The 26,315-nt window shown below is 53.4% G+C and carries 16 protein-coding genes; 11 read left to right on the top strand and 5 right to left on the bottom strand.

Annotated features, from left to right (window positions below):
* The first annotated feature begins 21 nt into the window (after positions 1–21).
* The 6 genes from ACOCLE_RS13780 to ACOCLE_RS13755 all read left to right on the top strand — a co-directional run bounded on the left by ACOCLE_RS13780 (position 22) and on the right by ACOCLE_RS13755 (position 18,537).
* Positions 22–786, top strand: coding sequence for a hypothetical protein (locus tag ACOCLE_RS13780; RefSeq protein ID WP_419532940.1), 765 nt, complete (start codon positions 22–24; stop codon positions 784–786).
* A gap of 6 nt (positions 787–792) precedes the next feature.
* Positions 793–2,421, top strand: a complete 1,629-nt coding sequence (locus tag ACOCLE_RS13775; protein ID WP_419532939.1) for a hypothetical protein — start codon at positions 793–795, stop codon at positions 2,419–2,421.
* 16 nt (positions 2,422–2,437) lie between these two features.
* Positions 2,438–4,555 carry a hypothetical protein gene (locus ACOCLE_RS13770; RefSeq protein WP_419532938.1) on the top strand — a complete coding sequence of 706 codons (2,118 nt, stop codon included), beginning with the start codon at positions 2,438–2,440 and terminating at the stop codon, positions 4,553–4,555.
* A 32-nt stretch (positions 4,556–4,587) separates the two neighbouring features.
* The gene (locus tag ACOCLE_RS13765; protein ID WP_419532937.1) at positions 4,588–5,475 is read left to right on the top strand and encodes a hypothetical protein; all 888 of its coding nucleotides are present in this window, start codon (positions 4,588–4,590) and stop codon (positions 5,473–5,475) included.
* 24 nt (positions 5,476–5,499) lie between these two features.
* Complete coding sequence (locus ACOCLE_RS13760; RefSeq protein ID WP_419532936.1) at positions 5,500–6,582, top strand: hypothetical protein; 1,083 nt, start codon at positions 5,500–5,502, stop codon at positions 6,580–6,582.
* Between the two features lie 105 nt (positions 6,583–6,687).
* Complete coding sequence (locus tag ACOCLE_RS13755) at positions 6,688–18,537, top strand: LPD38 domain-containing protein (protein WP_419532935.1); 11,850 nt, start codon at positions 6,688–6,690, stop codon at positions 18,535–18,537.
* Between the two features lie 586 nt (positions 18,538–19,123).
* Here the strand turns inward: ACOCLE_RS13755 and ACOCLE_RS13750 are convergent.
* A complete protein-coding gene (locus ACOCLE_RS13750) occupies positions 19,124–19,633 on the bottom strand; it encodes a hypothetical protein (protein WP_252020456.1) in 510 nt (169 codons plus the stop codon).
* A gap of 497 nt (positions 19,634–20,130) precedes the next feature.
* Here ACOCLE_RS13750 and ACOCLE_RS13745 point away from each other — a divergent pair, with 497 nt between their 5' ends.
* Positions 20,131–20,358, top strand: a complete 228-nt coding sequence (locus ACOCLE_RS13745) for a hypothetical protein (protein ID WP_066017567.1) — start codon at positions 20,131–20,133, stop codon at positions 20,356–20,358.
* Between the two features lie 204 nt (positions 20,359–20,562).
* Here ACOCLE_RS13745 and ACOCLE_RS13740 read toward each other — a convergent pair whose 3' ends face one another.
* Entirely contained in the window at positions 20,563–20,778 is a 216-nt protein-coding gene (locus tag ACOCLE_RS13740) for a hypothetical protein (RefSeq protein WP_252020452.1), read from the bottom strand.
* Positions 20,779–20,933: 155 nt separating this feature from the next.
* On the bottom strand, positions 20,934–21,236 hold the full coding sequence (locus tag ACOCLE_RS13735; RefSeq protein ID WP_419532934.1) for an isoamylase early set domain-containing protein: 303 nt from the start codon (positions 21,234–21,236) through the stop codon (positions 20,934–20,936).
* 398 nt (positions 21,237–21,634) lie between these two features.
* Between ACOCLE_RS13735 and ACOCLE_RS13730 the strand changes: the two genes are divergently transcribed.
* Positions 21,635–21,826, top strand: coding sequence for a hypothetical protein (locus ACOCLE_RS13730; RefSeq protein WP_419532933.1), 192 nt, complete (start codon positions 21,635–21,637; stop codon positions 21,824–21,826).
* 82 nt (positions 21,827–21,908) lie between these two features.
* Here the strand turns inward: ACOCLE_RS13730 and ACOCLE_RS13725 are convergent, their stop codons facing one another.
* Positions 21,909–22,304 (bottom strand): hypothetical protein, encoded by a 396-nt coding sequence (locus ACOCLE_RS13725; protein WP_419532932.1) that lies wholly within the window; start codon positions 22,302–22,304, stop codon positions 21,909–21,911.
* Positions 22,305–22,935: 631 nt separating this feature from the next.
* Here ACOCLE_RS13725 and ACOCLE_RS13720 point away from each other — a divergent pair.
* The 3 genes from ACOCLE_RS13720 to ACOCLE_RS13710 all read left to right on the top strand — a co-directional run bounded on the left by ACOCLE_RS13720 (position 22,936) and on the right by ACOCLE_RS13710 (position 24,678).
* Entirely contained in the window at positions 22,936–23,106 is a 171-nt protein-coding gene (locus tag ACOCLE_RS13720; RefSeq protein ID WP_175404600.1) for a hypothetical protein, read from the top strand.
* Entirely contained in the window at positions 23,103–23,753 is a 651-nt protein-coding gene (locus ACOCLE_RS13715) for a helix-turn-helix domain-containing protein (RefSeq protein ID WP_419532931.1), read from the top strand. Before ACOCLE_RS13720 ends, ACOCLE_RS13715 begins: the two co-directional genes overlap by 4 nt.
* A 64-nt stretch (positions 23,754–23,817) precedes the next feature.
* Positions 23,818–24,678, top strand: a complete 861-nt coding sequence (locus ACOCLE_RS13710; RefSeq protein WP_419532930.1) for a queuosine precursor transporter — start codon at positions 23,818–23,820, stop codon at positions 24,676–24,678.
* 81 nt (positions 24,679–24,759) lie between these two features.
* On the opposite strand, the gene ACOCLE_RS13705 is transcribed toward ACOCLE_RS13710, so the two are convergent.
* On the bottom strand, positions 24,760–26,082 hold the full coding sequence (locus ACOCLE_RS13705; protein WP_419532929.1) for an anaerobic C4-dicarboxylate transporter: 1,323 nt from the start codon (positions 26,080–26,082) through the stop codon (positions 24,760–24,762).
* Positions 26,083–26,315: the final 233 nt, after the last annotated feature.

Genomic DNA, 26,315 nt, shown 5'->3' with positions numbered 1-26,315 from the left:
GACAAATACAAGGATTGAGTTGTGTCCAACACCATCAAACTGAAAAGCTCGGCGACACCCGGCAAGGTTCCGCTGTCGTCCGATCTGGCCTCAGGGGAGGTGGCGATCAATACCGCCGATGGCAAGTTGTTCGCACTGGTGGGTGGGGTGGTGACCTCATTAACCGCGCCACCGGATCATATTCACACCATTGCTTCGGTAGAGAGCCTTCAGGACATTATTACCGATCTGACCGCACGGATAGAGGCATTGGAGAGCCAGGGCAATAACGCAGAGGAAGACGATATGAAACTGCTCAGTACAGTATCCCAGTCGGGTGTTTCAGAAATGGTGCTGGACATCGGTTTTGATGATGCCCTTTATGGCGGGTATCAGCTGGTCATTAATAACCTCGGGATTGATGACAATGGTGACTACCGGGAGAAAAAACTGGGCATGGCCTTTAAGCAGTCCGATGGTTCCTGGGTAACGGGTTACGGCTGGGCCAATACCTCGGTGATCAAGAGTGACGGGTATACGCTGTCGGGTGGCCAATACTCTGGTTATGCTCTGGTGAATGGTGAGATGGAGTCGGTCTTTCTGTCAGGGACGATGACGGTCTCCGTGAACCCGAATGGTAAAGGTTCCTTTACTGCGCATCTGGACAGTGGCAACGGTGACCAGTACATCACGGCAACCCTGTCGGCACCGGTGAGTGGCTTGATCACGGGCATCAAGTTCTACGCGGAAGCCATGAACCAGAACAAACTGGTGGGCACGGTTTCGGTGTACGGACTGAAAAAATAACCCACCATGAAACTCGATATCACCTCCTTTACCGGCGAAGTCCCCTGGCTTGACAGTCATCTCCTGGAAGATACCCAGGCGGAGGCAGCCATTGACTGTCGTTTAACTAATGGCAGTCTGCGAGCCTACTATCAACTTGCTGATGTACAGGCCCTGAGTGCAACGCCGAAGTCCATCTACCTGTACCGCAACGAAGGCAACCGGTACTGGTTTGACTGGACAGAAGACGTGGACGTGATCCGTTCCCCCGTGGCCGATGACCCCAATAACCGGGTCTATTACACCGGTACGCTGAAAGGTCCCCGCTACACCGATAATGGTCTTGCCCTGAGTGGTGGCAGTGACTATCCGGTCAATGACCATCAACTGGGGATGCCGGAGCCGGACCTGGCACCCGTGGTGACCCTCAGTGGCACACCGCTGGAGGATGCTCAGGCAGTGGATGCTGAAACCCGTTTCTATACCTATACCTGGGTGGATGAGAACGGACGGGAAGGTCCGCCATCGCTGCCTTCTGGTGAGATCGTGGTGAAGCCCGGTGAGACTGTCAACCTGACGTTGGCTTCAGGGCCGGGTGCGGTTGACATGAACATTACCCACTTCAGGGTTTACACCAGTACGCAGGTGGGCGTGTATCAGCTCTGTACCCAGATAAACAACAATGGTTCGGTGGTCACCGATACCCCGGTGGGCGTCACCAGCGTGGTGGATCAAACCCCTTGGGATCAGCGGGGCGGCATCCTGAAAACCATCGGCTGGATCGCGCCACCCAACAACCTGCAAGGCATGGTGGTGCTGCCCGGTGGTGTTGCCGCTGGATTTTCCGGCAAGGAGCTGATGTTCAGCGAGCCTTACCATTTATACGCATGGCCAGCGGCCTATCGGCTGGCGGTGGAGTACGACATCCGGTCACTGGCCGTAGCGGCCAACAGTGTGATCATCACTACCAGCGGTTATCCCTATGTGGCATTCGGTACTGAACCCAGTGCCATGACCCTGGAACGGCTGGATACGGCCCATGCCTGCATCAGCAAAAGCAGCATGGTGGATATGGGGGATATGGCACTTTACGCCTCGCCGGATGGGTTGGTGCGTATCGCTGGCGGTCGGGCGGACCTGATGACACGCAACATCATCAACCCGGAGGACTGGCGGGAACGTTTTCAGCCAGACACTATCCACGGCTGCTTTCACGATGGCCGGTACTTTGGCTTCTATGGCGACAGTGTTGACGGCGGTGGTTTCATATTCAGCCCCGACAGCGGTACCTTTACCGAACTCGGCACTTACGCCGATGCCTGTTACCGTGACCTTCAGGACGACAGCCTTTATCTGGCCATCGGCAACACCATTAAAGCGTGGGACAAAGGCTCAGAGCTGATGCCATATCGCTGGCGAAGCAAAGTCTTTCAAGGAAAGCCTGCCCTGTTCAGTTCGGCACGGATCATGGCGGACAGCTACACCGACCTGGTGTTTCGGGTATTCCGTGATGAGCAGCAGGTACTGGAACTGCCAGTGACTTCGGACAGAGGCTTCAGGCTCCCCGCAGGCCGTGGCAGCCGCTGGCAGTTTGAGCTGGAAGGCACCGACACCGTGACTGCCGTAATTGTCGCCAGCTCCATGGCTGAACTTTAAGAACAGACTCCCTCTTATGGCTAAATTTCCCGCACTGCCAGCAACGGTAGATCGCTACGTGCGCGAGTTTCTGAACCGCCTCGCCGGTCGCAGCGGCAATGCCGGGGACAGGGCAGTGCTGCACAGTGAGCTGGCCGAGCTGGGTCTGGCGAAGGAGAAAGGTCAGCGATTGAGGCTGCCTGCCTCTGCCGTGGGTTCCATTACCGATACCCTGGAGCCTGTGGTGCCAGAGCTAACGGTGACTGGAGGCAGTGTTGGAGCACCGGACGCGCCAACTCCGGCTGCTGGTTTGTCATCCAACGGCATCTTTGGTGCCGTGATCCTGGAATGGGATGCCCCGGCCTATGATGGGCATAACCACACGGAAGTATGGCGAGCTCAGGTGGATGACCGGGCGCAGGCGTCGCTGGTCCACGAAGCCAGAGGCAGTCGCTATACCGATGTCACCGGCAACACCACGCTGCACTATTACTGGGTGCGTCACGTCAACAGTGCTGGTCAGGTGGGTGGCTTCAATGCAATGGCCGGAACCGCAGGACAAGGAACGGCCATTATCAATCTGGCCGACCTGATGCTGGAAAGCCCGGAGCTGTCGGAGCAGCCGTTTTCGGTGCGCAATATTGGCACGGAAGGGTCACCGGACTATGTGCTGGTTTTTAACGGCTATCTGGCGGTGAACGGGCCGGTGAATATCAGCCAGCTTCAGTCCGGTGAGCTGCAAAACGGCACGGCGCTCACGGTTGGGCAGGGTTCCATCGAGCTGAGTACCGGCAGTGATGGGTTTGGCCAGATGGTGATTACCGGCAGCGGGGGCATTGCCAGCAACGATTATCTGGTGCTGAAAGAGGGCCGGATCGAGTCCTATATCTACACCGCCAGTTCCGGCCACGTCCGTTACAAAGAGGTGCGTCGGACAGAAAGCGGCATCGGCAGGCATAACCAGAGTGTGGTGATCCCCGCCTATTTCAAAAGCCAGCCCACCATCAACCTCTATCCCCGCGATATTACCGTTTATAACGCCGACTACCCTGACCAGTCCCAGCGACTGGAACTGTACCACTCAACCCCGATGCCTCACGGCTCCATTGAAGGGGCGTGGGTGTTCAAACCCTACGCCCGATTGCTGCTGGCGGATGGCAGCAAGACGGAGGTCAGGAACGCCCTTTACCAGGGGGCCAGCAATACCAACACCTTCACCAGAGGCGGTGTGGACCAGGTGAAAAAGGTCACCCTGAAAGGGCGGGTTGCCAGCCAGCGTTCCACCGGCAGTGGCGGAACCTGGCAGAACCGTAAGGTGAGCGTGACCATTCGCTATCGGCAGCAATGGGGGGAATGGATCGACGGGGAAACGGTGGCCGTGGATATTGAGCAGTTCACTACCCACGACATCGAACTCAGCCAGACCATGACGCAGGGCCGCTATGAGGTGGGGTTGTATTTTTTAGCGGAAGACCGTGAGGGTACGTTCAACAGTGGCAGCGTTACCTACGACTACCGGGATGAGAACAAGATTGCCAACCCCTACCAGAAAACCCTCAGTCCCACCAATTCAGCACAGACCTTCCGACACACCATTAGCATTGGTGACCCGAACATCGGTTCGGGGTGGGAGATCAACCGGATTTTGTATTTCGCCAAGGTGGATATACGGCTGGAGGTCAGAAACCTCTACCGCTATGACAGCAAAGCCTGGGGGCAGGATAAGGTAAAAGGACGGGCCAGAGTGCGACTCCCCAATGATCGGGGTGAATACAACACCTACGAGAAAACCACGTCCAATGACTCTTTCACAAAAGAGTGGGAAGTCACCCGGTTTACCGATATTTCCATGCGCTGGGAAGATGTGGTTCACAAAGACGGCAACATCTACCCGGAAGTCGAACTCTGGGCAGAAAGGGCCGGATATGACGGTCAGTCACAGGCTGGCAGTTTTTACAAGCCGAACTACGTTCCTACCAGCCTGGCTTATGTTCATATCCGCGACATTGCGGCCACCATCTATTACCAACGGGCGCAACCGGTCAGTGATGCCCCGCTTAACCACTTCTACTGGGACACCACCGCTTACGACCTCGGTGCCACCGATGTCAGCGTAGTCGACGCCATTATCCACTGGACGGCTATCGGCGAATAAACGGCCACGGGCGAATAAACAGGAGCATCATTATGGGCATGACACGTTCACAGGGATTCACCCGTCGAAGTATTCCTGATTCAGGCATGAGTTACGGCCTGACCGGCAACAGCGCCTACCAGAAAAGTCTGGATCAGATGGGGGATTTCAACACGTTCTCTCTGGGCTCAACCAGCAGTTGGCCCTGGCAACGAAATAAAGGCCAGCCGGAAATGCCGGATATCGCCCCCCGCTATGCCTACGACGATGATGAACAGCGTTACCAGCTCAATATCGATGCAGCCACCGATGTGGCGGACCAGCTCAAGGAGTATGGCGACAAGCTGTTTGATGTGTTCGACAACTACCAGCCCAACTTCCAGTACCTGGGCGACAACGCCACGGTATCGGATGCCCAGCTTGAGAGCCGGTTGGGGGAAGCGACCAGCGACTATCAGGCCAATGCGGACCTGCAACAGTCGGAGTACGAACGGGACATGCGCCGGATGGGCGTAAATCCCAATTCAGCCCGGTTTGCCGGGTTTGGCACCAGCAATACCCTGCACAAGGCGGCGGGACTCTCGGCCATCCAGAATCAGGTGCGGGACACCGCCAGAGAGGAGAGCTGGAACCGCAACCTCGATGTGGCGGAGCTCGGGCTGGATACCGCCAAAACCGCCACCGATGGCCTGAGCAGTGCAGCCAGTGTTTATAAACTGGCGGCGGATATGTTCACCGACAATAAGATCAAGTACGACCAGTTGAACGAAGCGGCCCGCCAGTATGACCTTGGCTACGGCTTCAAGCAGGATGAGATGAAGCTGGCGGCGCAGAACCAGGCGTTTAACCAGGCAGCGAACCGTTGGCAGAACGGACTGGTGCAGACCTACGATAACAACGGGCAATGGAATTACCGTGAGTCGTTTGATTACGAGTATTAATCCACAGGGTCAGGGAGGATCACCATGTATATCGGATCGGATGGCAGGGTTTACCAGAACAAGTTTGATTCAATTGGCCACGGCACCAAAGTGCCCGGTTACGCCGATGAACAGTACGCCATCAACCAGCGCCTTGGTGAGCTGCGCAGACAGCAGCAGGAGTATGCCGGTCAGCAACAGCAGCAGGTACTGAACCAGCAGCAGATTGACCAGAATGACCTGAACCAGTTCTACAATCGCCAACGGCAACTGGCCGAGGTTCAGGGTCAGCCTTATGGTGGTTATGGACAGGGCAACCCGAACAATAGAGGTCAGGCCGGACAGCCGCAAGGCAGTGGCGGTCAGGCCGGTTACGGAATGCCCATGGAGCGAAAGGAAACGGTGCAGAACCCTCTGACGCAGGACGCCGGAAAACTGAACCGAATGCTGCAAAAGTATCATCAGGGGCAGGACCCCCGTGACGCGCAGGACGCCATCGAGTTTATTAACCAGCACCCCGGCATCAAGGCCAGTAACGTCAGCGGTATCCGCTTCAATCACAGTGACCGCAATGAAGACCCGCTGGTCAGCCTGCTCGGTGACGATGGCAATCCGGTAAAGCAGTTCTACCTCAGTTCCCTCTCCAACCTGAACAACTTTGCCGGTCAGAAGAAACAGACCTTTGATCCGGGCAATAAGGTCAATGATCCTGGCAAGTTGATTGAAGAACTTCAAAAAGTCGCCCAGTCTCAGGGCGAAGCCGATGTATCAGGATTGAAACCCAAAGACCAGAAAGCCCAGCTACCGGAGGCGGTTCAGGATCACTACGGGCAACTGATGAAACAGTATGGCCCGCGCAATCCGGGCTATGTCACCACCGGGGAGGAAACCCCGAACCGGACATTGGGGTTTGATCTGTTTGGTCAGCAGCAACAGGCGAATGATCCGCTGGCGGCTTTGAAGCAGGCATTGGGGGGCGGGGAAGCAATGACACCGCCACCACCCCCTCCGGTGACGCCCAATGCCGCTGTGCCGAAGCAGGGGCAGGGTTACGGCTATCCCGGTTACAACCCATTGAACCGCACCCCCGGCACTTTCCGTCACTTCCATCCCTCTGTCGGACGGTAACAGACCGCTTCCCGCCTCCCGCTTCCCGAAAAAGATAAGCACCTGGCCCGCTTTTACGGGCAGCGGGTAGCGGGCGGCGGCCAGCGTTTTTTCAAGGACGATTCTATGAACTGGAACGATTTCAGCTCGACCCCGATGTTTCAGCAGGGGGACGATCAGGAACAGGAACGGTTGCGCGAGCAGTATTGGCGGCATTACCTCAAGCCCCAGATACCGGAAGGCTACCATCGGGAAGCCCGTTCCCTGTTTGACCAGCATACCCGCCGCCGGGGCAACCCGGACAGCTCCTATGCCGGTGACCTGTGGGATGCCCTCTGGCATGGCGGTTATGCCGGTGCGGCTGACCTGGTATCCGGTGCGAGCCGACTGGTGGGGGGCGATGGTCATAATGCCGCCAGTGACTGGCTGCGAGAAAAGTCCGAGGAACAGCTCGACAATATGTCCCCGTCCAGCATCGAGGCGATGCAGGGGTTCGGGATCGAGAAGAAAGGCGAAGGCCGGTTCGGGCTGACCGAGGGCAGTACCGCTGCCGGTTTTGGTCTTCAGTTTGCCTCTGGGCTTGGCTCTCTGGCACCGTCCATGATACCCGGTGGTGTGGCCAGTAAAGGGTTGTCGGCACTGGGCATGAAAGGGCTTCAGGCATCGGGTGCAGCGGCAGCAGTGACCGGTCTGGAAGATGCCAGACGTGTGCAGGGGTTGGCGAATATCATCGACAAGGGCAGCCATGCCATTGGTTATGGTGCAACCGGTGGCCTGATGATCGGCGGGGCTGGTTCAGAAGATGCCAAAAGCGCCGTGCTCTCTGCCAGTTATGAACAACTGAAAGACCTGCCGAGGTTCCAGGAACTCTATCAGCAGACCTATGAGCAGGCCGGAGGCGGCGATACCCGCCAGCCTTTTGAGCAGGCCAAAGCCCTGCTGGCCGAGGAAGCGGCACAGTCCGCCTTTGTTCCGGCTGCCGGGGTGGGGGCGCTCTCCATGGGGCTGGCGGGTCCGGCCATGGAGAACCTGATCCTGAAGAACGCCGGCACCCGTGGCCTGAATGCGGCCAAGGGGTTCCTGACCGAAGGGGCGCAGGAGTTCGGTGAAGGGGTTGGTCAGCAGATGGCGGCCAACTACGGCCAGCAGCAGGTGGGCAGAGAGGTAGGACTGACTGATGGGGCGTTGGAGCAGGGACTGTCCGGTGCCGTGGTCGGCGGTCCGGTGGGTGGACTGGTGGGCGCTGCCGGTCGAACCCGCAATATGGACGACATCAGGGAGAAGCAGCAGAGGCTCAACGACCTGAAGAGCCAGCATCAGACCCTGCAAGACCAGATGCAGGAACCCCATGCTGACCAGACCATGCTGGCTGAGCAACTGCGGCAGAACTCGCTGGCCATTGCCGGGTTGGAGATCCAGCTCCATGAGTTGGGAGAAAAATCCCGGCAAACTGAACAACCACAGGTTGAAGTTGAGGCACAAGTTGAGCCACAACAAGAACAACAACCAGCCCCACAAGGTGCAGGCGATTTTAGCCAGTATAACCAACCGGCCTATAAACGACAGAAGGCTCGTTCCCCGCAACAGCCGCCACTATTAGAAACCGATAACGCTATTTATGTTGAACCCAACAGCCCCGCACAAAGAGGTGAAACCACTTTTACCGGCCCTGGCTTTGAACAGCAGACCAATGCTCCTTACCGTCCGGACCAAGAGCAGCAGCCGGTATCACAACAGCAACCCAAGACTCTGGGTTATTCACCCACTGACTTTACTGCCAATCGTTATGGGTCAGTAGGAACAGATCCACAGGCTGTGCAGCAGGATAGCCAACAGCGCCGCCGAGATAATATTGACAAAGCCCCTAACCAACACCCCGGCTCACCAGAGTACACCGGCAACCCTGATCAGGATTTAGCCAGCTACACCGAACGGATGAACAGCCTGAACCGGTTGTTTCGTTCCTTTAACTGGCAGCTTGGTGACGACAGTAAAAAGCGTCGGGTGCGCATGCTGATTGAGAACCAGCGCAAGCTGGAAATGCAGGCTCGTAAAAGTGGCCGTGCTATTACGCCGACCTCCATGAAAGAAGCATTGGCCAACCTGAAAGCCATGGTGGAAAGTGGTGAAGGTATCCGCTTTGAACGGGAAGTCAAAGACATTGAAGATCGCCAGCAACAGGAAGGACTCAGGCTGACTGCACAGGAGAAGTCTGGCACCCCGTCTGGCATCAAACCGGTGATGGGGCGTGGTAAAGAAAAAGTATCCACAGCGGAACGGGAGCTGCATACCCAATACGCCCTTTACGAAGCCGATGACCTGATCGCCAGCCACAACGACACTGGCAAGGTAAATCCGGACTATCCGGCAGACCTGCAACCAAGAGATCGAACCCGGCAAGCCAGTGATGACCAGATCCGGGGGATCGCCAGCAAACTTAATCCAAAACTCTTGGGAGCCAACCCGCTGGCCAGTAGCGGTGCGCCAATCATCGGCACTGACCGCGTCGTGGAAAGTGGCAATGGACGTGTGTCGGCAATCCGCAAGGCCTACCGAAACCACCCCGAACGGGCGAAAGCCTACCGGGAGCATCTGAAACAGAATGCTGAATCCTTTGGCCTGAAGCCCGAGTCTGTGGATAACTTCAAACAGCCGGTATTGGTACGTCAGCGGCAGGGAGAAATGGACACCGACCAGCGCATTGCTTTCACCAAAGAAGCCAATGCTCGTGATACCGCCTCAATGTCTCCGGCAGAAAAAGCCAAGCTCGATGCCTCCCGCATTACTCAGGAAGACCTTTCCCATTTTGATACCGATGATACTGGCGACCTTCTACACCGCAGCAATGATGTATTCCTTGCCCGGTTTGCCGACCGCTTGGGTAGCGAAGCCGGAGAATTGAAAACCCGTCAGGGAGATTGGAATAAACAGATGCGTGACCGAGTAGAGTCAGCCCTGTTTATGAAAGCCTACGATGATGAACGACTGAATAGTCTATTTGCCGAGGACGACAAACCAGACCTGAAAAACCTGATCAAGTCACTGGCCATGGCAGCCCCCCACTTTGCCAGAGCCAAGGGAGTAAACTCGGAGCTCGGCAACTATGGCATCATTGAATCACTGGTGGAAGCAAGCCGTATCCTTCAGGACTCCCGCAACCGAAACCAATCGGTGGATGAGATTCTGGATCAGCACTCCCTCCTGGACAGCTTCAGTCCGGAAACCGAACTGTTCGCCAGGTGGCTTGATGCCAACCTCCACAAGTCAAAGCAGGTTGGTCAGGCCCTGAGCGAGCTGGCCAATCAGATTGAGCAATACCTGCAAAAGCAATCACAAGCCGATGGAGATATGTTTGGTACCGCAGAGGCGACACTGGATGACTTGATTAATCAGACCAATAACCAACTGGAGAAAAACCATGGCGATAAATCCACACCGATCATCGACCCGAAGACGACCCCCAGGGAAGGGGGAAATCCCACCAAGCGCCAGGAGCGCGACTGGGAGACAAAAAAAGCCGAACCTGTTCAAGCTGTTGAAGGAGGTAACGGAAAAAGTGAACAGGGAGAACCCGGGGAGCGAGCAACTGAGTCTGCCCCAGGAACCGAAAAGACAGCCAAAAGGGACGAAGTAGACGACCCCCAGGACGGGGGAAGTGCCACCAAGCGCCGGGAGCGCGACTGGTACGACCTGCTGGATGCGGTGGACGATGGCACGCTCGATAGCAATGAGTGGACGGACGATGACTTTGCCGGGATTGAGGAAAAGGGTGGCGAGTACGACCCCCAGGACGGGGCAAGTGCCACCAAGCGCCGGGAGCGCGACTGGTACAATAGCCGAAATGCGCCTCACTACTCGGTGCCTGGCATTAAAAGTCTGGGCGGTGCGGAACGGACGGCGATCAAGCGGTATCTGGATGGCCGGTCTGACAAGCAGGGCATTGTCCAGCGGCTGAAGAAACTGGCTGATACGCCCTGGGCAAGGAAGACCGTCCAGTCGATGCTGATTCGCCAGACCATTGATGATCTGGTGGCTGGGCGGGAGGTGGATTACCAGTCGCTGTTGTCCCAGAAAGATAACGCCTCGATCCTCAAAGCGCTGAAAGATCATGGCGAACCCGGACTCTGGCGTTACCTGCACACAGAGGATGTCATGGGGCATGCCGGAAAACCGGAGAACAGCATCAATGGCAGCTTTGTCGATTGTATGCCCAGCCGTGATTGTGCTTCCTTCTGTTATGCGACCAAAGGCAATTACCGGTTCAGTAATCCCATCATTAAATCGGAAGTTGTGAACTGGGCAGTGGAGAAAGACCCGGTCAGAACCGCCCGGATTGCGGCCAACGATTACAAAGGCACTCCGGAGTTTTACCAGAACAAAGCCCTTCGCCTGTTTGATATGGGCGATGGCTCCATGGAATGGCTGCCCTTTATCCGAACCATGAACAAGGAGGGTATCCGGCTCCAGATCTTCAGCAAGAATCCGGAGTTCCTGAAGCAGGTGCCAGAGATGAACTGGCGGGCACTGTCCGTGGACAACAGTAACTTTGAACTGGCTGTACAGCACCCGGAGCTGCCTCTGGCGGTGGTGTTTGACGGTCAGCAGAATGGCATTGACTTCGTTCGCGCCAATCTTGACCGAATACTGGTGATTCTGCCCATTAAACACGGTCAGCGAGTCCTGGGCGATAAAGCAACCCTGCGTCGTATGCTCGGGCTGGATGCCATGAAGCGGGTATGCCCTGTCGATGGTGGCTGGAAAAAGATCAAGCACCCCACTGATCCGAAGAAGAACTTTAACTGCACTTCCTGCGACCAATACGGCGGTATGGGCTGCTTCCACGGCAATGTCACCCGCCAGGTGATGAAAGCCGCCACGGAAGCCCCCCACGATAAACATCTGCAACGGCTGAAAGAGGAGATAGAGAATGACCCTGACCGATTCGGTGGCAAAGCGAGCGCGGCAGAGCTGCTTGGAAACCTGGGCAAAATCCGATCTGCGCTACGGGCATCTGCTGACGCCCGAGCAGAAGCAACAGATGCAGGCGGCCAGGGACAAGAAGCTGAAGGCACAATTGGAGTTCGACAAATTGATGAGGGAACCGGACGCTACCGGGTCGGAGAAAGTGAAGAAGGAGAAATAGAAGAACGCAAACGCCGTGGCAAAAAATCCGATCTGGAAGATGCTGGTCAGAAGGACCTGTTCGCCTCCCCTGATCTATCGGGTGACGAACGCAAGCAGCAGATCATCGAGAACCAACGGGTTCTGGTTAAGCACGACCAGACCGGCACCATAAGAGCTGGCACCGACACCATTCACACCTACGATGACCTTGCCCACTTTATCGCCCCGATCCGCAAGCTGGCACAGGAAGAGATGCTTGCCATTGTGCTTGATGGCAATGACAAGGTGATCAATGTCATCAAGCACAGTAAGGGGCAGAAAGCCTCGGCCAGTGTATCCCCATGGACACTGGCCGGTGCGGTAGTCGCCACTCCTGAAGCCAAAAGCGTGTGGTTTGCCCATAACCATCCTTCCGGTGATCCTGAGCCCAGTATGTCGGATGTGCATATTACCCACAGCCTGAACGAAGTGTTGGACGGCAGTGGTGTGATCAATATGGGACATGCCGTGGTGGGTACCACTGGCCATGCGAAAATCATGGACGCCGATGGTACGGTGCTGATGGGTACCGTGGCCCCCAAACGCATGGCTCGCAATAAGGCATTCTCCATTACCGAACGGCGGCTGCGCTATAACCGGCCCCATATCAATTTCAGCTCACCGGAAACGGTAAGTCCTTTTCTTGATACCATCAGCCGAAATGCCGTGGTGTTGCTGGATAGCAAATACAATGTCACTGGCGTTCTGCCGTTGTCGGAAAGTGATCTGAAGACCCTGCGGCATCCAACCGACAACCCGGCCGCTGCCCGGATTATGACGGCACTGGACAGCACCAACAGTTCGTCAGTCATCCTGAAAAGCAGTGGTTCGCCGCTGGCCACGACAGGCACAAGTAATCTGATCCGGTTCTTCAACCGGGGCGACCGCATTAAGGTACTGGACCATTTTACCGGCAAGGATGGCAGCTACCAGTCTGCCGCCGAAAGAGGAACCCCAGACCTGAACGAACGGGGTTCCTTCTACGCCCTGCGAAAAGACAGCAACGCCCGTGGTATCAAGTCCGGTCCGCTGCGTTTGAAGCTGAAGCCGCTGGAACAGAAACTGGGGCAGTCCATTCACGTCCTGCAATCGGAAACCGAGCTGCCTTCCAGCCTCTACCAGAAGGTGATCAGCGACAAGGCACAAGGCCGGGTGCGGGGGATGTTCGACCCGGAGACAGGCGACACCTATCTGATCGCAGCCAATCTGGACACCACCGGCGAGGCGGTGCGTACTGTCCTCCATGAACTGGTGGGTCATAAAGGCGTCCGTGGTCTGCTGGGTAAACGGCTCGATACCGTGCTGGATGAAATCCACCGGGATATGAACGACCGGCTGAAGCAGGCACTGGGCAAGCGGTACGCCCGGCAGACCGAAGGCAAGAGCGAAGCGGAAGCGAACCGGATCATTGCCGAGGAATACCTGGCGCACCTTGCCGAGAAAGACCCGAAAAACGGCCTGTTGACCAAAGTGGTCAGCATGATCCGCAATGCTTTGCGCCGGTTGTTCCCCAACATTAAATGGACGGATGCCGATGCGGTGGAGCTGCTGAGTGCGGCCCGTGGTCATCTGAAGCGCAATGGCAGCTTGAATACGGGTAGCAGTAAAAGCGGTCGATACAGCGATGCAGGCATAGCCCCGACGTTCTACTCAGCTGTGGAGCGCAGTGCCGCTGCGGTGAAATCTGACAAGTTGCCTGCCCAGAGCTGGCTCAATGCCATCAAGAAAGGCAACAACGTTCAGGACGAGGAAATCCAGTGGCTGGGCCTCGACCTGTGGCTGGCGGACAAAAAGGGCGAGAAGCTGAGCAGGGCCGAGGTGCTGGACTTTATCCGCCAGAATGAAGTGCGGATCGACGAAGACCTCAGTGTTGATGTGTTCGATGAGCAAGAGCTGGAAGAGCGGGTCTATGAAAAGCAGCAGCACTTTATCAGCGAGCGAATTGGCGATTACGAGCACGGCTATTCGCTGGATGAGCTGTCCCACCTGCTGGACGATGCACGGGAAACACAGCGGGAGGATGAGTACGACTTCCATTATCAGGAACTGAAACAGCGGTTTGAACAAGGCGAGCTGGATGACCATGAAGTGGATGCCCTGGTGGATGACGATGGCAATCTGAATGAATCCGCCCTCCACGAAGAAGCGCAATGGCAAGCCAATAACAGCGTCGATGCTATGGACGACAAGGCGCTGGTACGGGATCACATCAGTTATTCCGATAAGGAAGACGCCGCGCTGGAAGCCTGGGAGAACGACTACGAGTCGGATGTGCGCAGTGACCTGGAAGCGGAGCTGCGGGATGAGTCCGACGTTCAGTACCGTAACTACGCCATGCAAGGTGGTGAAGATTATTCCGAACTGTTGCTGATTCTCGATAACAACAGCCACGTATTCCCCGCTGATCGGAATCACAAGAACCTGAGCCTGATTACTGAAGAAGAAGTCAATGCACTGGCTAAAGGCATCATGCCTGCTGGTATGAAGGTGGATGATGTGGGCTGGAGTCAGGCGTTCCGGGATTACACCCTCTACCGCCATAATGGTGATGACAAGACCATGATCACCACTGGCCATGCCACTGAGGCCTCGGCCATTGCGGCTGCCGTCAGCGAGTATCAATCCTTTGCCCGGTGGCGACAGGACGACTATGACGAAAGCCACTGGGGGACGACGGAAAACGTACTGGCTCATGTGCGCTTCCAGACCTTTGATGAAAACGTCCATGGTCGTAATGAACGGATTCTGTTTATCGATGAAGTACAGAGTGACTGGCATCAGGCGGGTCGGGAAAGTGGCTATCGAACACCAGAGTCGGTGCGTAAACAGGAGCAGCGCAATGACCGGATAAACGCAGTTGATGACAGGATTCGGGCTGTCGTTAAACAACGGGATGAGTTTGGCAAACAACATACTGAGGCCGGTGCCCGGCGTGATGAGCTTACCCGTCAGATTAAACAGGCAGAACAAAACCTGAATCAGACGCAGGTGGATCAGCTGAATAACAAATTGACCACGGTTGCAGAGGATGTAGAGAACCATTTCCAGCAGTGGGTGGATGCCGAAGCCCAGCTGAAAACACTGCGAGATGAACGACAATCACTGTTCGATACCGACAAGCACCGGTTCTACCGTCAGGTACCTAATGCGCCCCTGAAAGAGAGCTGGCCCAACCTGGTGATGAAACGGATGATCCGCCACGCTGCGGAGAACGGCTTTGACCGGATCGCTTGGAGCAGTGCGGCACAACAGGTAGAGAGGTATCCGAGTCTCGGGCAGGTGGTAGAGCAGATGAAGGTATCCCCCCAGTTTACCCACGAAGGCCGACTGACCCATGTCACCTTAACGATCAAAAACCGGAACGGCAGCAACCGCAGAGAACACATTGCAGAAGAGCGGCTGGACGCTTATGTGGGCCATCGTCTGGGGGCGAAAATACGGGAGGACAGCCACTCCCTTTATGAATCCCTGCAGCAGGAGCGCAGTCGATGGTCCACCGAGCAGGATAACGACGATCAGCAGAACCGCTGGTTTATCCGGGATGCCAATGGTGAGGCACTGTATATGTCCAATGGCTCGCGGCTCTATTTCGACTCACAAGATGGAGCCAATCAAGACATTGATCGGGCGGTATTCGCCGAGCACAGCGCCGACTTTACCCTGGAGAACCTGGACGAGCTGATGGGCGACGGTGCCAGGGGGATGCGGGAGTTCTACGACAAGCGCCTGGCCAACTACATGAAGAAGTACACCAAAAAGTGGGGGGCAACGATGGAGCCTGTCGAGATCCATTTCAATGGCTCGCAGTACCCTTATGACACCAGGCCCGATAAAGTCTGGTCGGTGACCGTCACCGACAAGATGAAAGAGTCTGTGCTGAAGGATGGTCAGCCGTTGTTTGCTTTGAAAGATAATAAAAAAGCAAAACAGGATAATGTTCCCCGCTATTCCCTGAAAGACCTCCCCGACGATGTGCAGTCCGTGATCAACGACATCCACGGCGGCATTGCCCCAAAGCCGTGGCACGACCGGTTGCGGGAGTGGTGGGAGGCCAAACCGCTGAAAGAGCATATCAAGCGCGGTTTGCTCCATATCAATCAGGGCGTATTCACCGATGCCGCCATTATTGAACAGCAGGAGAAGCTGCTGAACGATGGCAAGCTGATGGACGCAACGGTGTCTGCCAGCAAAGCCGTTTACCTGGCCCGCAATCTGGACAATGTGACCGATGCTACCTTCCATAAAGGCACCCCGATGCTGAAAGAGGGCAGCATTGTCATCAAGCCGGGCAGCAAAGGATTGTTTGAACTGCTGAAGCCGGTCACCGAACGGGATGAGCTTGCTATCTGGGAAGTGTACGAAGGCAGCCACCGTGCGCAGCGAATTATGGAGGAAGACAAAGTGGCCAGGGCCAAAGGCAATCAGTTGCTGGCTCAGGGGCAGGCCATGAAAGATACGCTGGATGCCACGGCACCGGATGAGTATCAGGGCGGTCGCTCGGCTTGGAATCGTGACCGCAGGCAGATGGAAAAAGACCTGAAGCTGGGCAAGGAACTGAGCCAGCAGAACCGGGAAAACCTGTACGACCAGAAACGGATCGACACCATTCAGAACTGGGTGCATACCCAGCCGGAACTGGCGAAGCGGTTCAAGCAGGTGATGGACGACTACCAGCAGCACAACCGTGACCTGCTGGATTTTATGGAAGCCGCCGGCACACTCGACAAGGAACAGCGCAAGCTGTTCGATACCGGCGACTACATCCCGTTCAACCGGATACACGACCTGGAATACCAGGAAGAAAACCAGCGGTTTATTCGGCCTAAAAAAGGACTCGGCGGACAAACCTCCGGTATTCAACGGCTGAAAGGTGGTGTAGAAAAGATAGCCCCACTGGAAGCGATGGTGCGCAATACCCGTTCCATGCTCGATGCGGCCCTGAAGAATATCGCCCAGCAACGGGTCATCGATAACGCCCTGCAACTGGGGGCCGTGGAGAAAATTGAGAGTGCCATTACCGTTACTGACGACGATGTAAAGGCAGCTCTTCAGGGGATCGGCGTCAGTACCGACCTGACCCCAGCGCAGATGCGCGGCTGGAAGTCGCTGATGGCCAAATACGAAACCCTGAAAGGGACCACCAGTGTCTCACGCGATGGCAAGCTGGAAACCTACGCGGTGGATGATCCATTGCTGCTGGCCTCCATTCAGGACATCGGGCCAGAGCTGCAGAGCGGTTTTATGAAACTGGTGGGCATTCCCAGCCAAATAGTCCGGCGCGGTGTCACGGCGATGCCTGCTTACTGGTTCCGCAACCTGACCCGGGATACGCTATCCACGGCAGTGCATATTGCCCCGGAGGTCAACGGCAAGGTCGTAGGCATGAACCCGCTGGCCGGTGCCATTCGTGGTTTCAGAAAGTCCCTGGATGAGGATGACTCCCTGTGGGCGATGAAAATGGCCGGAGGCAGCAGTAGCAGTGGTCACTACCGCAGCAACTACAACAACATTCGCAAGAAGCTATCCCCTGCGGAGCAGAAGCGCATCCTGAGCACGCCCGGCAAACTGATCGACTTCTGGGACAGCATTGGCGCACGGTTCGAGGATTCCAACCGGCTGCACGTCTTTGAACGGGTAAAGGAGGAAGGCGGTTCAACGGCGGAAGCCGCCTATCAGTCGCTGGATGTGATGAACTTTACCCGTAAGGGGCAGTGGGGCATTGTTCGGTTCCTGACCCAATCCATTCAGTTCACCAACAGTTTGCTTCAGGGTGTGAACCGGATGTGGCGAGGTGTGAAGCCCGGTGATGAACTGCACTGGAGCGCCTTATCCGGTGAGGTGCTGACGCGGGGGCTGATGTATGGCTTTGCCTCCTGGCTGCTGGTGCGACTGTTTGAAGACGATGATCGCTACAAGGAACTCAGCACCGACGAGAAAGTGGCCTATCACCACTTCTGGATCGGTGACGGAGAAGACGGCCACTTCCGAATCCCCAAGCCGTTCGAGGTGGGGCATATCTTTGCCACCATACCGGAGTTCCTGTGGCAAGGCATGATGGGCCATGAGGATGCCAAGTGGACCAAGGATGCCATGGTGACTTTGGGGATGGCGATGTTTAACCTGGAGTCCACGCCCATACCGCAGTTCATCAAACCGATCTGGGAAGTGGGTGAGAACCGCGACCGCTTTCGTGACCGGGATATTGTGCCCATGAGCTTGCAGCAACTTAAGCCGGAAGCCCAATACGACCCCTACACCAGCGAGACGCTAAAGGAACTGGTGCAGTACCTTCCCGAAGGCGCACCGGAGTGGATGCGCTCCCCGAAAAAGCTGGAACACCTGCTGAAAGGCTATTTCAATGCCTTTGCCACAGGAACGCTGGCGGTGACCGATGCGGTTACCCGACACCTGACCGGTGAAGGGGAAAAGCCCGCATGGAACAAACAGGACTACCCGGTGGTCGGTTCGTTCTTTGGTGATCGCATCACAGGCAGCACCCGTTACACCAATGATCTGTATGAAATGAACAAGGACGTGAATGCCATTGCTTCATCCATCAAGCACTATCAGGAAACCGGGGAAAACCAGCGAGCTAAAGAGCTGGAACAGTCAGCCAGTGCCAGACTGAAAAACAAGGCTGGGCTCAACAAGGCCAGCCGGGAGATCAGCAAGCTGCGCAGGGAAGTCCGCAAGGTGATGGAAGACCGAAACATGGATCGAGATACCAAGCGGGAACGGCTCGACCGGCTGAACCAGCAGATTAACCAGGTGGCCACTAATGCTGTAAAGCGCTATCAGCAGCCGTTCCGATAGTTAACCGTCCAGACACAAGGTCTTAGTCGCACCATTTTAGGTGCTACTACCAATTCCGAAGGACTGCTGTTTTCAATAGGATGCTCACGTCCTCACGGAAGAGGCACTGTTCCTAATGAACCATGTTTCTTGGGGCGCAGTTTACCTACTGTGAATTTTGCAGAGAAAATCTTATCTCACGGGCTTTAGGGTCCGTTTTTTTCTTTTTGACTGGCAATGTCGTCTGGTATGACTTGCCTAGATCCAATCAGTCAATACAGCAACTACTTTTTCTGACTAACCCCATTCAGTAGACACCCTGAATTCGTATCATAAATGCTTCCGCCATATTTAAAGACTGGTTCGCACTTTTATATGAAATCAATCGAATTTTATGGAGACCTATTGAGCTGAGTGTCGGAACTTGAATCCGTCGTTGATATTGCTCGGAAAAAAAATGCTGACCCTATCTGGGGACAGGTATCAGCAAAAACTTTGAGACTGGCTGAAGTCTGATGCAACAAGAGGCGGGAGTCTATCCGTATTTGTCCATCCATTGTACTATGGGCTCAGTGAACGATAAGAAAGTGTTATCTCCAATCTGTTGTTAGTCAGCTTCCCTTATCCATGTTTTATAGGCAAAGATGCGATGAAGCCTCCGGCTTTTGGTGAGTTTTCTGAACCAGTGTGTTATCCATTGCTCTGCTGTAAAGTCCCCTCCAACGTGCTGAGCTGATGTGTTCTCCCACACGGGCAGGTAGTCAACCACCTTGGGCCGGTCATCTTCATCCAGCACGGTAAACAGAATACTGGCGTTGGCCAGCTTGCCTTCATCGGTCACGCGAGGTTTTAGGTAAAAGACCATGTCCAGCGTGATGCACCAGATATCTCGGCCAGTGTTTATCATCAAGTCAAATCGGGCCCGGTCATAAGCTGTTTTTTCATCGGCAGGTAGGAAGATCTGTGGTTTCAGGCAGGCAGGGTGTTTTCGAACAGTGAGCCCGTCAATAGTGCCACGCTGACTTTTGAACCAGGATTGCAGGTTCGATGACTGGTCTTGTAGCCATGCATCAAAAGATGATGGTGGAATGGAAATTGAGGCGGCTGCTGGCTCCATAGAATGTCCCCCATAACGTCCGGTCTTTTTTATTCTCTTTCTGTTGCTCGATATATGTTCATACAGGCGACAGGATTGGAGGCATTGTGTTTTTTCATAGGCAAAGGTGCAAGAATATTTTTGCGTGGACATTGCCCATTTGATTCAGGTCAGGCTGATTCGATATAAGTTATCATTGCCTTGCATCCTATAGGAAAGCACGATTAAGTATCCTGTCAGTTTTCGCCTGCTTTTAAACCCGTCGCCTATGAAATTGCTATTGTTGTGGTCTGTGTTCATTGATAGGTGCAACCAGTCTGGCTAGTCACACAGTACTTCAATGCTCCTATGATTTTGTTCGCTTGTCCCTGTGTTGCAACTTCAAACCCTTCGGGGGTATTAGGCATAGAAAGGGAATATTCACCCATCTTATTGCCTGGCAGACGATTTCAACACCACGACTCGATTAGCTTTGTTGATAGACAAGCTAACTGTCGCAGAGCTCGTAGAGGGTAATTATGAATAATTCAACCATCAGAAAAAACAGGCAGACAAACCAGTACAGAATGGACCGCAATCTATACGGCTACCTGTCGATGCTGGACAACCCAGAGTTATCGGACACGGAGCGCCAGTCTCGAATTCGCAGTGGGGTTCAGCGGTGGAACCAGCAAATGTCTGAGGGGCGGGACCCTATTGAAACCTGCCGAGAATATTATCAGCAGAAAAGCCAGACTCTCCCGTAAAATAGGCGTCTCTCTGTCAATATCTCATCACCGATGGCTAAGGCCGGAGATGTTCTGTGGTGGAGTGCTGGCGGTGTTGCGATAAACGGTCTGTTTACCTGACGGGACTTGTTATTCCATACCTCCTTTGGCTGCGCACTGTCCGGGTGGTTACACTGAGGATTAGGGATCGATTTGCTGTATTAGATGAGATAGCTGTACGTTCTAATTAAATTCGATGATCAGGAACTGGCTTTCATAAGGTAATACAGGTGTATCATGATTGATCTTGATATTGAAACTCCCTCCAAAAAACAGCAGTGCAAACAACTGATGCTGGACATCTTTGGACCAAAATGCGCCGCACGGGTTGATGAGATGACCGAGACGGAGTGCGTGGATAAGTGCAAGGAGAAGGTTCGGTCGTTGCTGGGTGATCATGCCGTCAGGCGGTTTGAGTGCCTCAGTTAAGCAGGCTGGAGCGATTGTTTTTTGACCATCGAGTAGCGTTCTGGTAGCTTACCGATACCACATCACTCCTTATGCTGGTATAGAAAACCCCGTCATCCCCCTATGGTGACGGGGTTTTCTTTTAATTACTTCTTGATCTTTGTGTAGACCACACTGTTATCACTGCCGTAAGGGTTGGGCACGTAGTCGTCTGCGTTATGGTCGTTCTCCCAGATGGTCTCATCCAGCAGGTAACGGAAATGGAAGGTTTTGTCGCCGGGCAGCTTTACTTTGGTCCGGAAGGCGTTTTCTTTTTTGTGGTATTTCATGGTGACTGGTTGCCACTGATTAAAGTCCGCAACCAGCGACACTGACTTGATGCCCGGTTGAGCGAACTCAAATGTCACTTCGGTTTCCGCTGTTTTTTTGATCGTTTTTTTCTTCAGCATGGACAATCAATCCTCAAGGTTCTCAGGGCTTGAAAGTCTACGGTACAGCGATCATTGATGGTGATCAAATCAAAATTGATACAGCTGTTTCTTGCTGATCGGTTGTGTATTTCTCTGTTTGTCGGTGATTGTTAATGAGCTTTTATTCGTAAAATTCAGAGTGTAAGAGAACACATTTTGATCATTCTCTGACTGTTAAGGAGTATCTCCTGGCAAACCATTTTTGTCCTCACCTTGATTGGTGGGTGTAAATTCAGTAGATACTCGAACCCTGATCTGTCGGTAATAAGTATTGATACGTATCAAGGTTTTTGGATCACGTCTGGTGAATAATTACCCACCGCCGGAAAGCAGGCCGCTGACGGACAATGATTACCACAAAAGGGAGATCGCCGGTGATGATGAGCATCGAAAAATACACCCAGAAAGACGGTCAAGCCGGTTGGCTTGCGCATATCTCCCAGAAAAAGCGGAATCGTAAATCTTGTGCTCTGACCCGTCGCTTTAGCTTAGCACAATATGGCGATGCGGCTTTTCAGAAAGCCCTGGCGTGGGCGGAGGATAACCAGAACCCAAGGGCGCACTCCTGATGTGACCAACCTGCGACCGGGTGCCAGAGCAGTCTCGTCAATGCGTCTGGCTGCTCTTAATTGCATGGCCATTCAACGCTGTTTAATTCACTCCCCCGCGCTGCTGTTCAATAAAGGCATCAATACAGTGCTGGCACTCATCGTTATCAATGCAGTATCGGACGTTGTAGACCGGTGCATCATCAGCCTCCAGTAACGTGCGTTGAGTGACCTCTATTTTACTGTCGGGCCGTTTTTCCTTGCAAATATGGCAAGTCCAGGTGAGAGCCTCGCCGGTCAGGTTATCAAAGATCAGATAGTCCCGCTGAACCCTCTGGTGTGTATCCAGCTCATCGAAGGTTTCAAAACAGCCAGTCCAGTCGTGGCCATGATGGCTTTCCATTAACTGGCGGGCATCATCACGGGTGGGAGCCGTAATTCGCACATAGCCTGGGTAATCGGGGTGGTCTGCACCTAAAGAGAGGTAATAATTATTCATCTTTTTCTTCCTGAACAACTACAAATTGCCGTTCTGACTGATGATAACGCTTTTTTGAGGGGTGAAAAATGGGCGGCAGTGTCTGATCATACTTGCTTTGAAGTCCCACAAAATTGCTGACTGTAGCTATTTCAGGTGCATGTCGAGCATAAATAAAACCATATGAAATCCTATTTTCTGATTAAGTGGTTAATCACCCTTCAGCGATACAACTCTGGTCACATAGCTACGGCTATGCTCTTGCCGCTGTGCCTTGCATAGTAACTATCCACTCACCCAGAAATATTCGATTCCATATAGCCGGTTACTTAACCATTTATGGATATTCACTTTATCCACAATTTCAGTGGATAAGCCAGTACACAACCTGTTAGCCACCTTGGTGGTTGCTGCTATTACACGTCCATAGAAGAATAACTGAAAAATGAGCAGTTTTATTTCCTCGCTTTACTGAAATGAAAAAGTCTTTTTAATGCAATATCCAAACGGCTAAACGATTATGGTGATAATGGTAAATATCTACAAAAAATTAGAATAAATTATAAAAAAATATTGAAGCCTCCGATTTATTGGTTATAGGATGAACACATGATCAAGCAGTTTTCTTCTATCGATTGCGGAATTAATGTACATGGACGTAGATTCAGAAGTAGCTGTAGAAGAATTAGAAAAAGAGATGGCGGAATCCTTCAATATGCTGATTAGTTTTCTCCGGGAGCGATATCCCGGTGACTTTGAAAAACAGTTCCGGCTTATCCTTTTGGCAGAACGATATTACAGGAATAACGGTAACTACCCATGAATCATCCAGAAATGGCAGAGCGATTGGAGCAGGCGATGGCGCTCTCTGGTATTACCGGAGTTTCCAAGCTTGCCCGGAGAACAAAAATTGACCGTGGGTACCTCTATAAGCTGGCCAATGGGGAGATCGGTAATCCCCATAAGTATCTTGAGCGGTTAGCTGAGGCTATGGGGGTTAGCCCGCAGTGGCTGGGTTATGGTCGTGGTGGTCCTTATGATCATGAGCGGAAAAGCCTACGCCAGGGGGCGTTCAGGACTACGGTTACTGTCGTTCCTTCTGAGGGGGGTGATTATGATATCGACATATCGGTACCGGACATATTCAACAGCCAGCGCCATGTTCCCAGGGATCCGGAGTTATACCGGTTTATCTATCTGCCTGAGATGAACGACTACTTTCCAGGCAATACGCTGCTGACAGTGGAGAAAAAACCAAGGCCAGAGCCCGGTATTTATTTGGCCTGGTACATCATCAATGGAAAGAAAAAGCTTGGCTGCTATCAGGCGTTTTACGATGAATGTGAGTTGAAAAATACACAAAAAATAACGGTAAACAATAAAACAGCAAATCAGCGAGGGGAGGCGCAATTGATTGGCCGAGTGCGCAATATGGATTACTGGAAGGTGGATGAAACCACTGATTTTTAGTTATCTGAAGTGCTACAGGCTTGTATGAAATACATGGAACCATAACAAGAATCAGGGAACGCCCATGAAGTTTGTGAGTTACGATCCGGTATGTGATGAAATTACAGTGCTACAGAAAGGGGCAAAGAGTATCAGGGAAATACCGCTATTTATTGGTTCTGGTCAGGTTGATGATCTATCCAATGCCGATCGGGCCAGGCTCTACGTTATGTTGAAACAACATCCACAGGTCGTAGCCGATCAAGGCGTGTATGGCTGTTATTCCTTTTCTCTCTTGACTCAGCAAAATATGCTGATGGTATTGGGGGGGCTCTACCTGACGTTACTGGTATTCTGCCCGATTGTATTTATGCGCCATTTTCATGTTCAGGGTATGGAATTCACTGGGGGGAGTATTCTGTTTCCACTCACCTATTTTATTCTGGATGCGATATCGGAATTATACGGAATAAGGCGTGCACGGCAGACCGTGATATACAGTAGTGCGATGCTGATATTGGTAGCTTCAGTCTGGTGGCTTCATGTCAAATTTCTTGAAGGTTCAGTTCATAGCAGCGGCCCCGATCATCACGACATGCAGCCGGTGGAATTGTTATACCGTGAGCTGCCGGGGAACTTCCTTGCACTGGGTGTCAGCTTGCTGATCACTGATATGGTAAATATTTACCTCTTTCAGCTCATACGAAGCTGGATGAATAACCACTGGTTTATCGTCCGATCGGCGGTCTCTACATCGTTTGCTTTAGGGCTGTTTTCCCTGGTTGCCCCTGTTGCGCGGTATCAGGATTACTGGAACGACCCGGATACTCTGAGTTTTGTCATTGACACGACCTTGATGAAACTGTGGCTGGTTCCGATCTACCTTTTCATTGGTGTTGGTATTGTGTTTGGTACCCGGTACTGGCGGAGGAGGTATGTGAAGTAGGGATGCCACTTGATTTTGGTAATCAATGCACCGCTCAGATTAATGGTGACCCTCCCTATGTCAGGGCCACCTATCGTTTTATTAAATGATAATACTCGCCAGCACATACCCAATACAGCAAGCGGAAATAACGCCAATCAGACCCGGCATCATAAAGCTGTGATTGAAGTAGTACTTGCCAATCTTGGTGGTGCCGGTGCTGTCGAAATTGCAGGTTGCAATGTCTGATGGGTAGTTCGGGATAAAGAAGTATCCATAGACCGAAGGCATAATGGCGATGAGCAGCTGTGGGGACAGGCCAAGCCCCAGTGCTACCGGCAACATCATACGTGCAGTGGCGGCCTGACTGTTAATCACCACAGAGACAGTAAACATGGCAAACGCGATGGTCCATGGATGCTGATTGACCATGTCTTTTATGGAGCTTTGAAATACCGGCATGGCATGCTGGAAATAGGTATCACTCATCCAGGCAATACCAAATATGGCAATGGCAGCCACGAGGCCTGATTTGAACACCACACCCTCAGGTACTTTTTTCACCGGGGTATTGGTCAACAGCAGCATAAGACCACCAAAAGCCAGCATCATCATCTGAATAATGGCGTCCATCTTGATGGCTTTGCCAGCAATGGTTCTGAGTTCCGGCATCATGGCGACCAGTACAATGGTGGCGATGGCGGCCATAAACAGGTAAACCGAGTGGCGTGCCGAGGCAGGCAAGATCTCGTCCAGACTGGTTGCGGTGGTTTCTTCAATCTGTTTGCGGGTAATCGGGTCAGCCATACGACGCTGGAATTCAGGATCGTCCTCCAGTTCAACGCCACGGCGCATGCTATAGAGGGAAAGAATAATTGTGCCCAGCAGGGTCGCCGGAATTGAAACGCCCAGAATGGACGCCAGTGTAATGGAGGAATCAATGCCGCCCAACTGGGTCAGGTAGTAAACAACCGCAGCAGACAGCGGGCTTGCCGTAATCGCCAGCTGAGAAGCAACGGAAGCGGCCGCCATGGGGCGCTCTGGGCGGATTTTGTTTTTCAGGGCGATGTCACCAATGATCGGCATCACCGAGTAAACGGAATGACCTGTGCCCAGCATGAAGGTCATTGCATAGGTCACCAGTGGCCCAAGCAGGGTGATATGCTTGGGGTTCCTGCGTAACACGCGTTCTGCGATCTGCAGCATAAACTTCAAGCCACCGGCGGCTTCCAAAATGGAGGCACAGGTCACGACGGCAAGAATAATCAGCATGACCGTTACCGGTGGAGAAGTCGGTGTCATGCGGAAAATAAAGACTTCGATCAATAAGCCAATCCCTGAGATCACCCCAAGACCGACTCCCCCTTTCCGGCTACCGATGTACAGCATCAGCAGCAGAAATAAAAACTGCGCAATAAGAAGCATGATTGATTTCCGAACGTGTAAAAATTATTGGTGACGGAATGATCTGCTGGTTTTGGAGGGCGGGTATTGATGCGTATCAATGGGCTTTAAAGCGGCTATTGATGTATATCAATAGGCAGCGATACACCAACGGCTGAGCATCTTGTGTTATCGATTGAATGTAAGTGCCCATAGCGGTTAGGATTATGCGCTGTATAATGGCGGAACGTTAAAAGTGTGATTTATTTGTTATG

This window comes from Endozoicomonas sp. (genome assembly GCF_965196975.1).
GTDB lineage: Bacteria > Pseudomonadota > Gammaproteobacteria > Pseudomonadales > Endozoicomonadaceae > Endozoicomonas.
The sequence above is the reverse complement of the archived record's forward strand: the minus strand, read 5'-3'. Positions and strand labels throughout refer to the sequence as shown.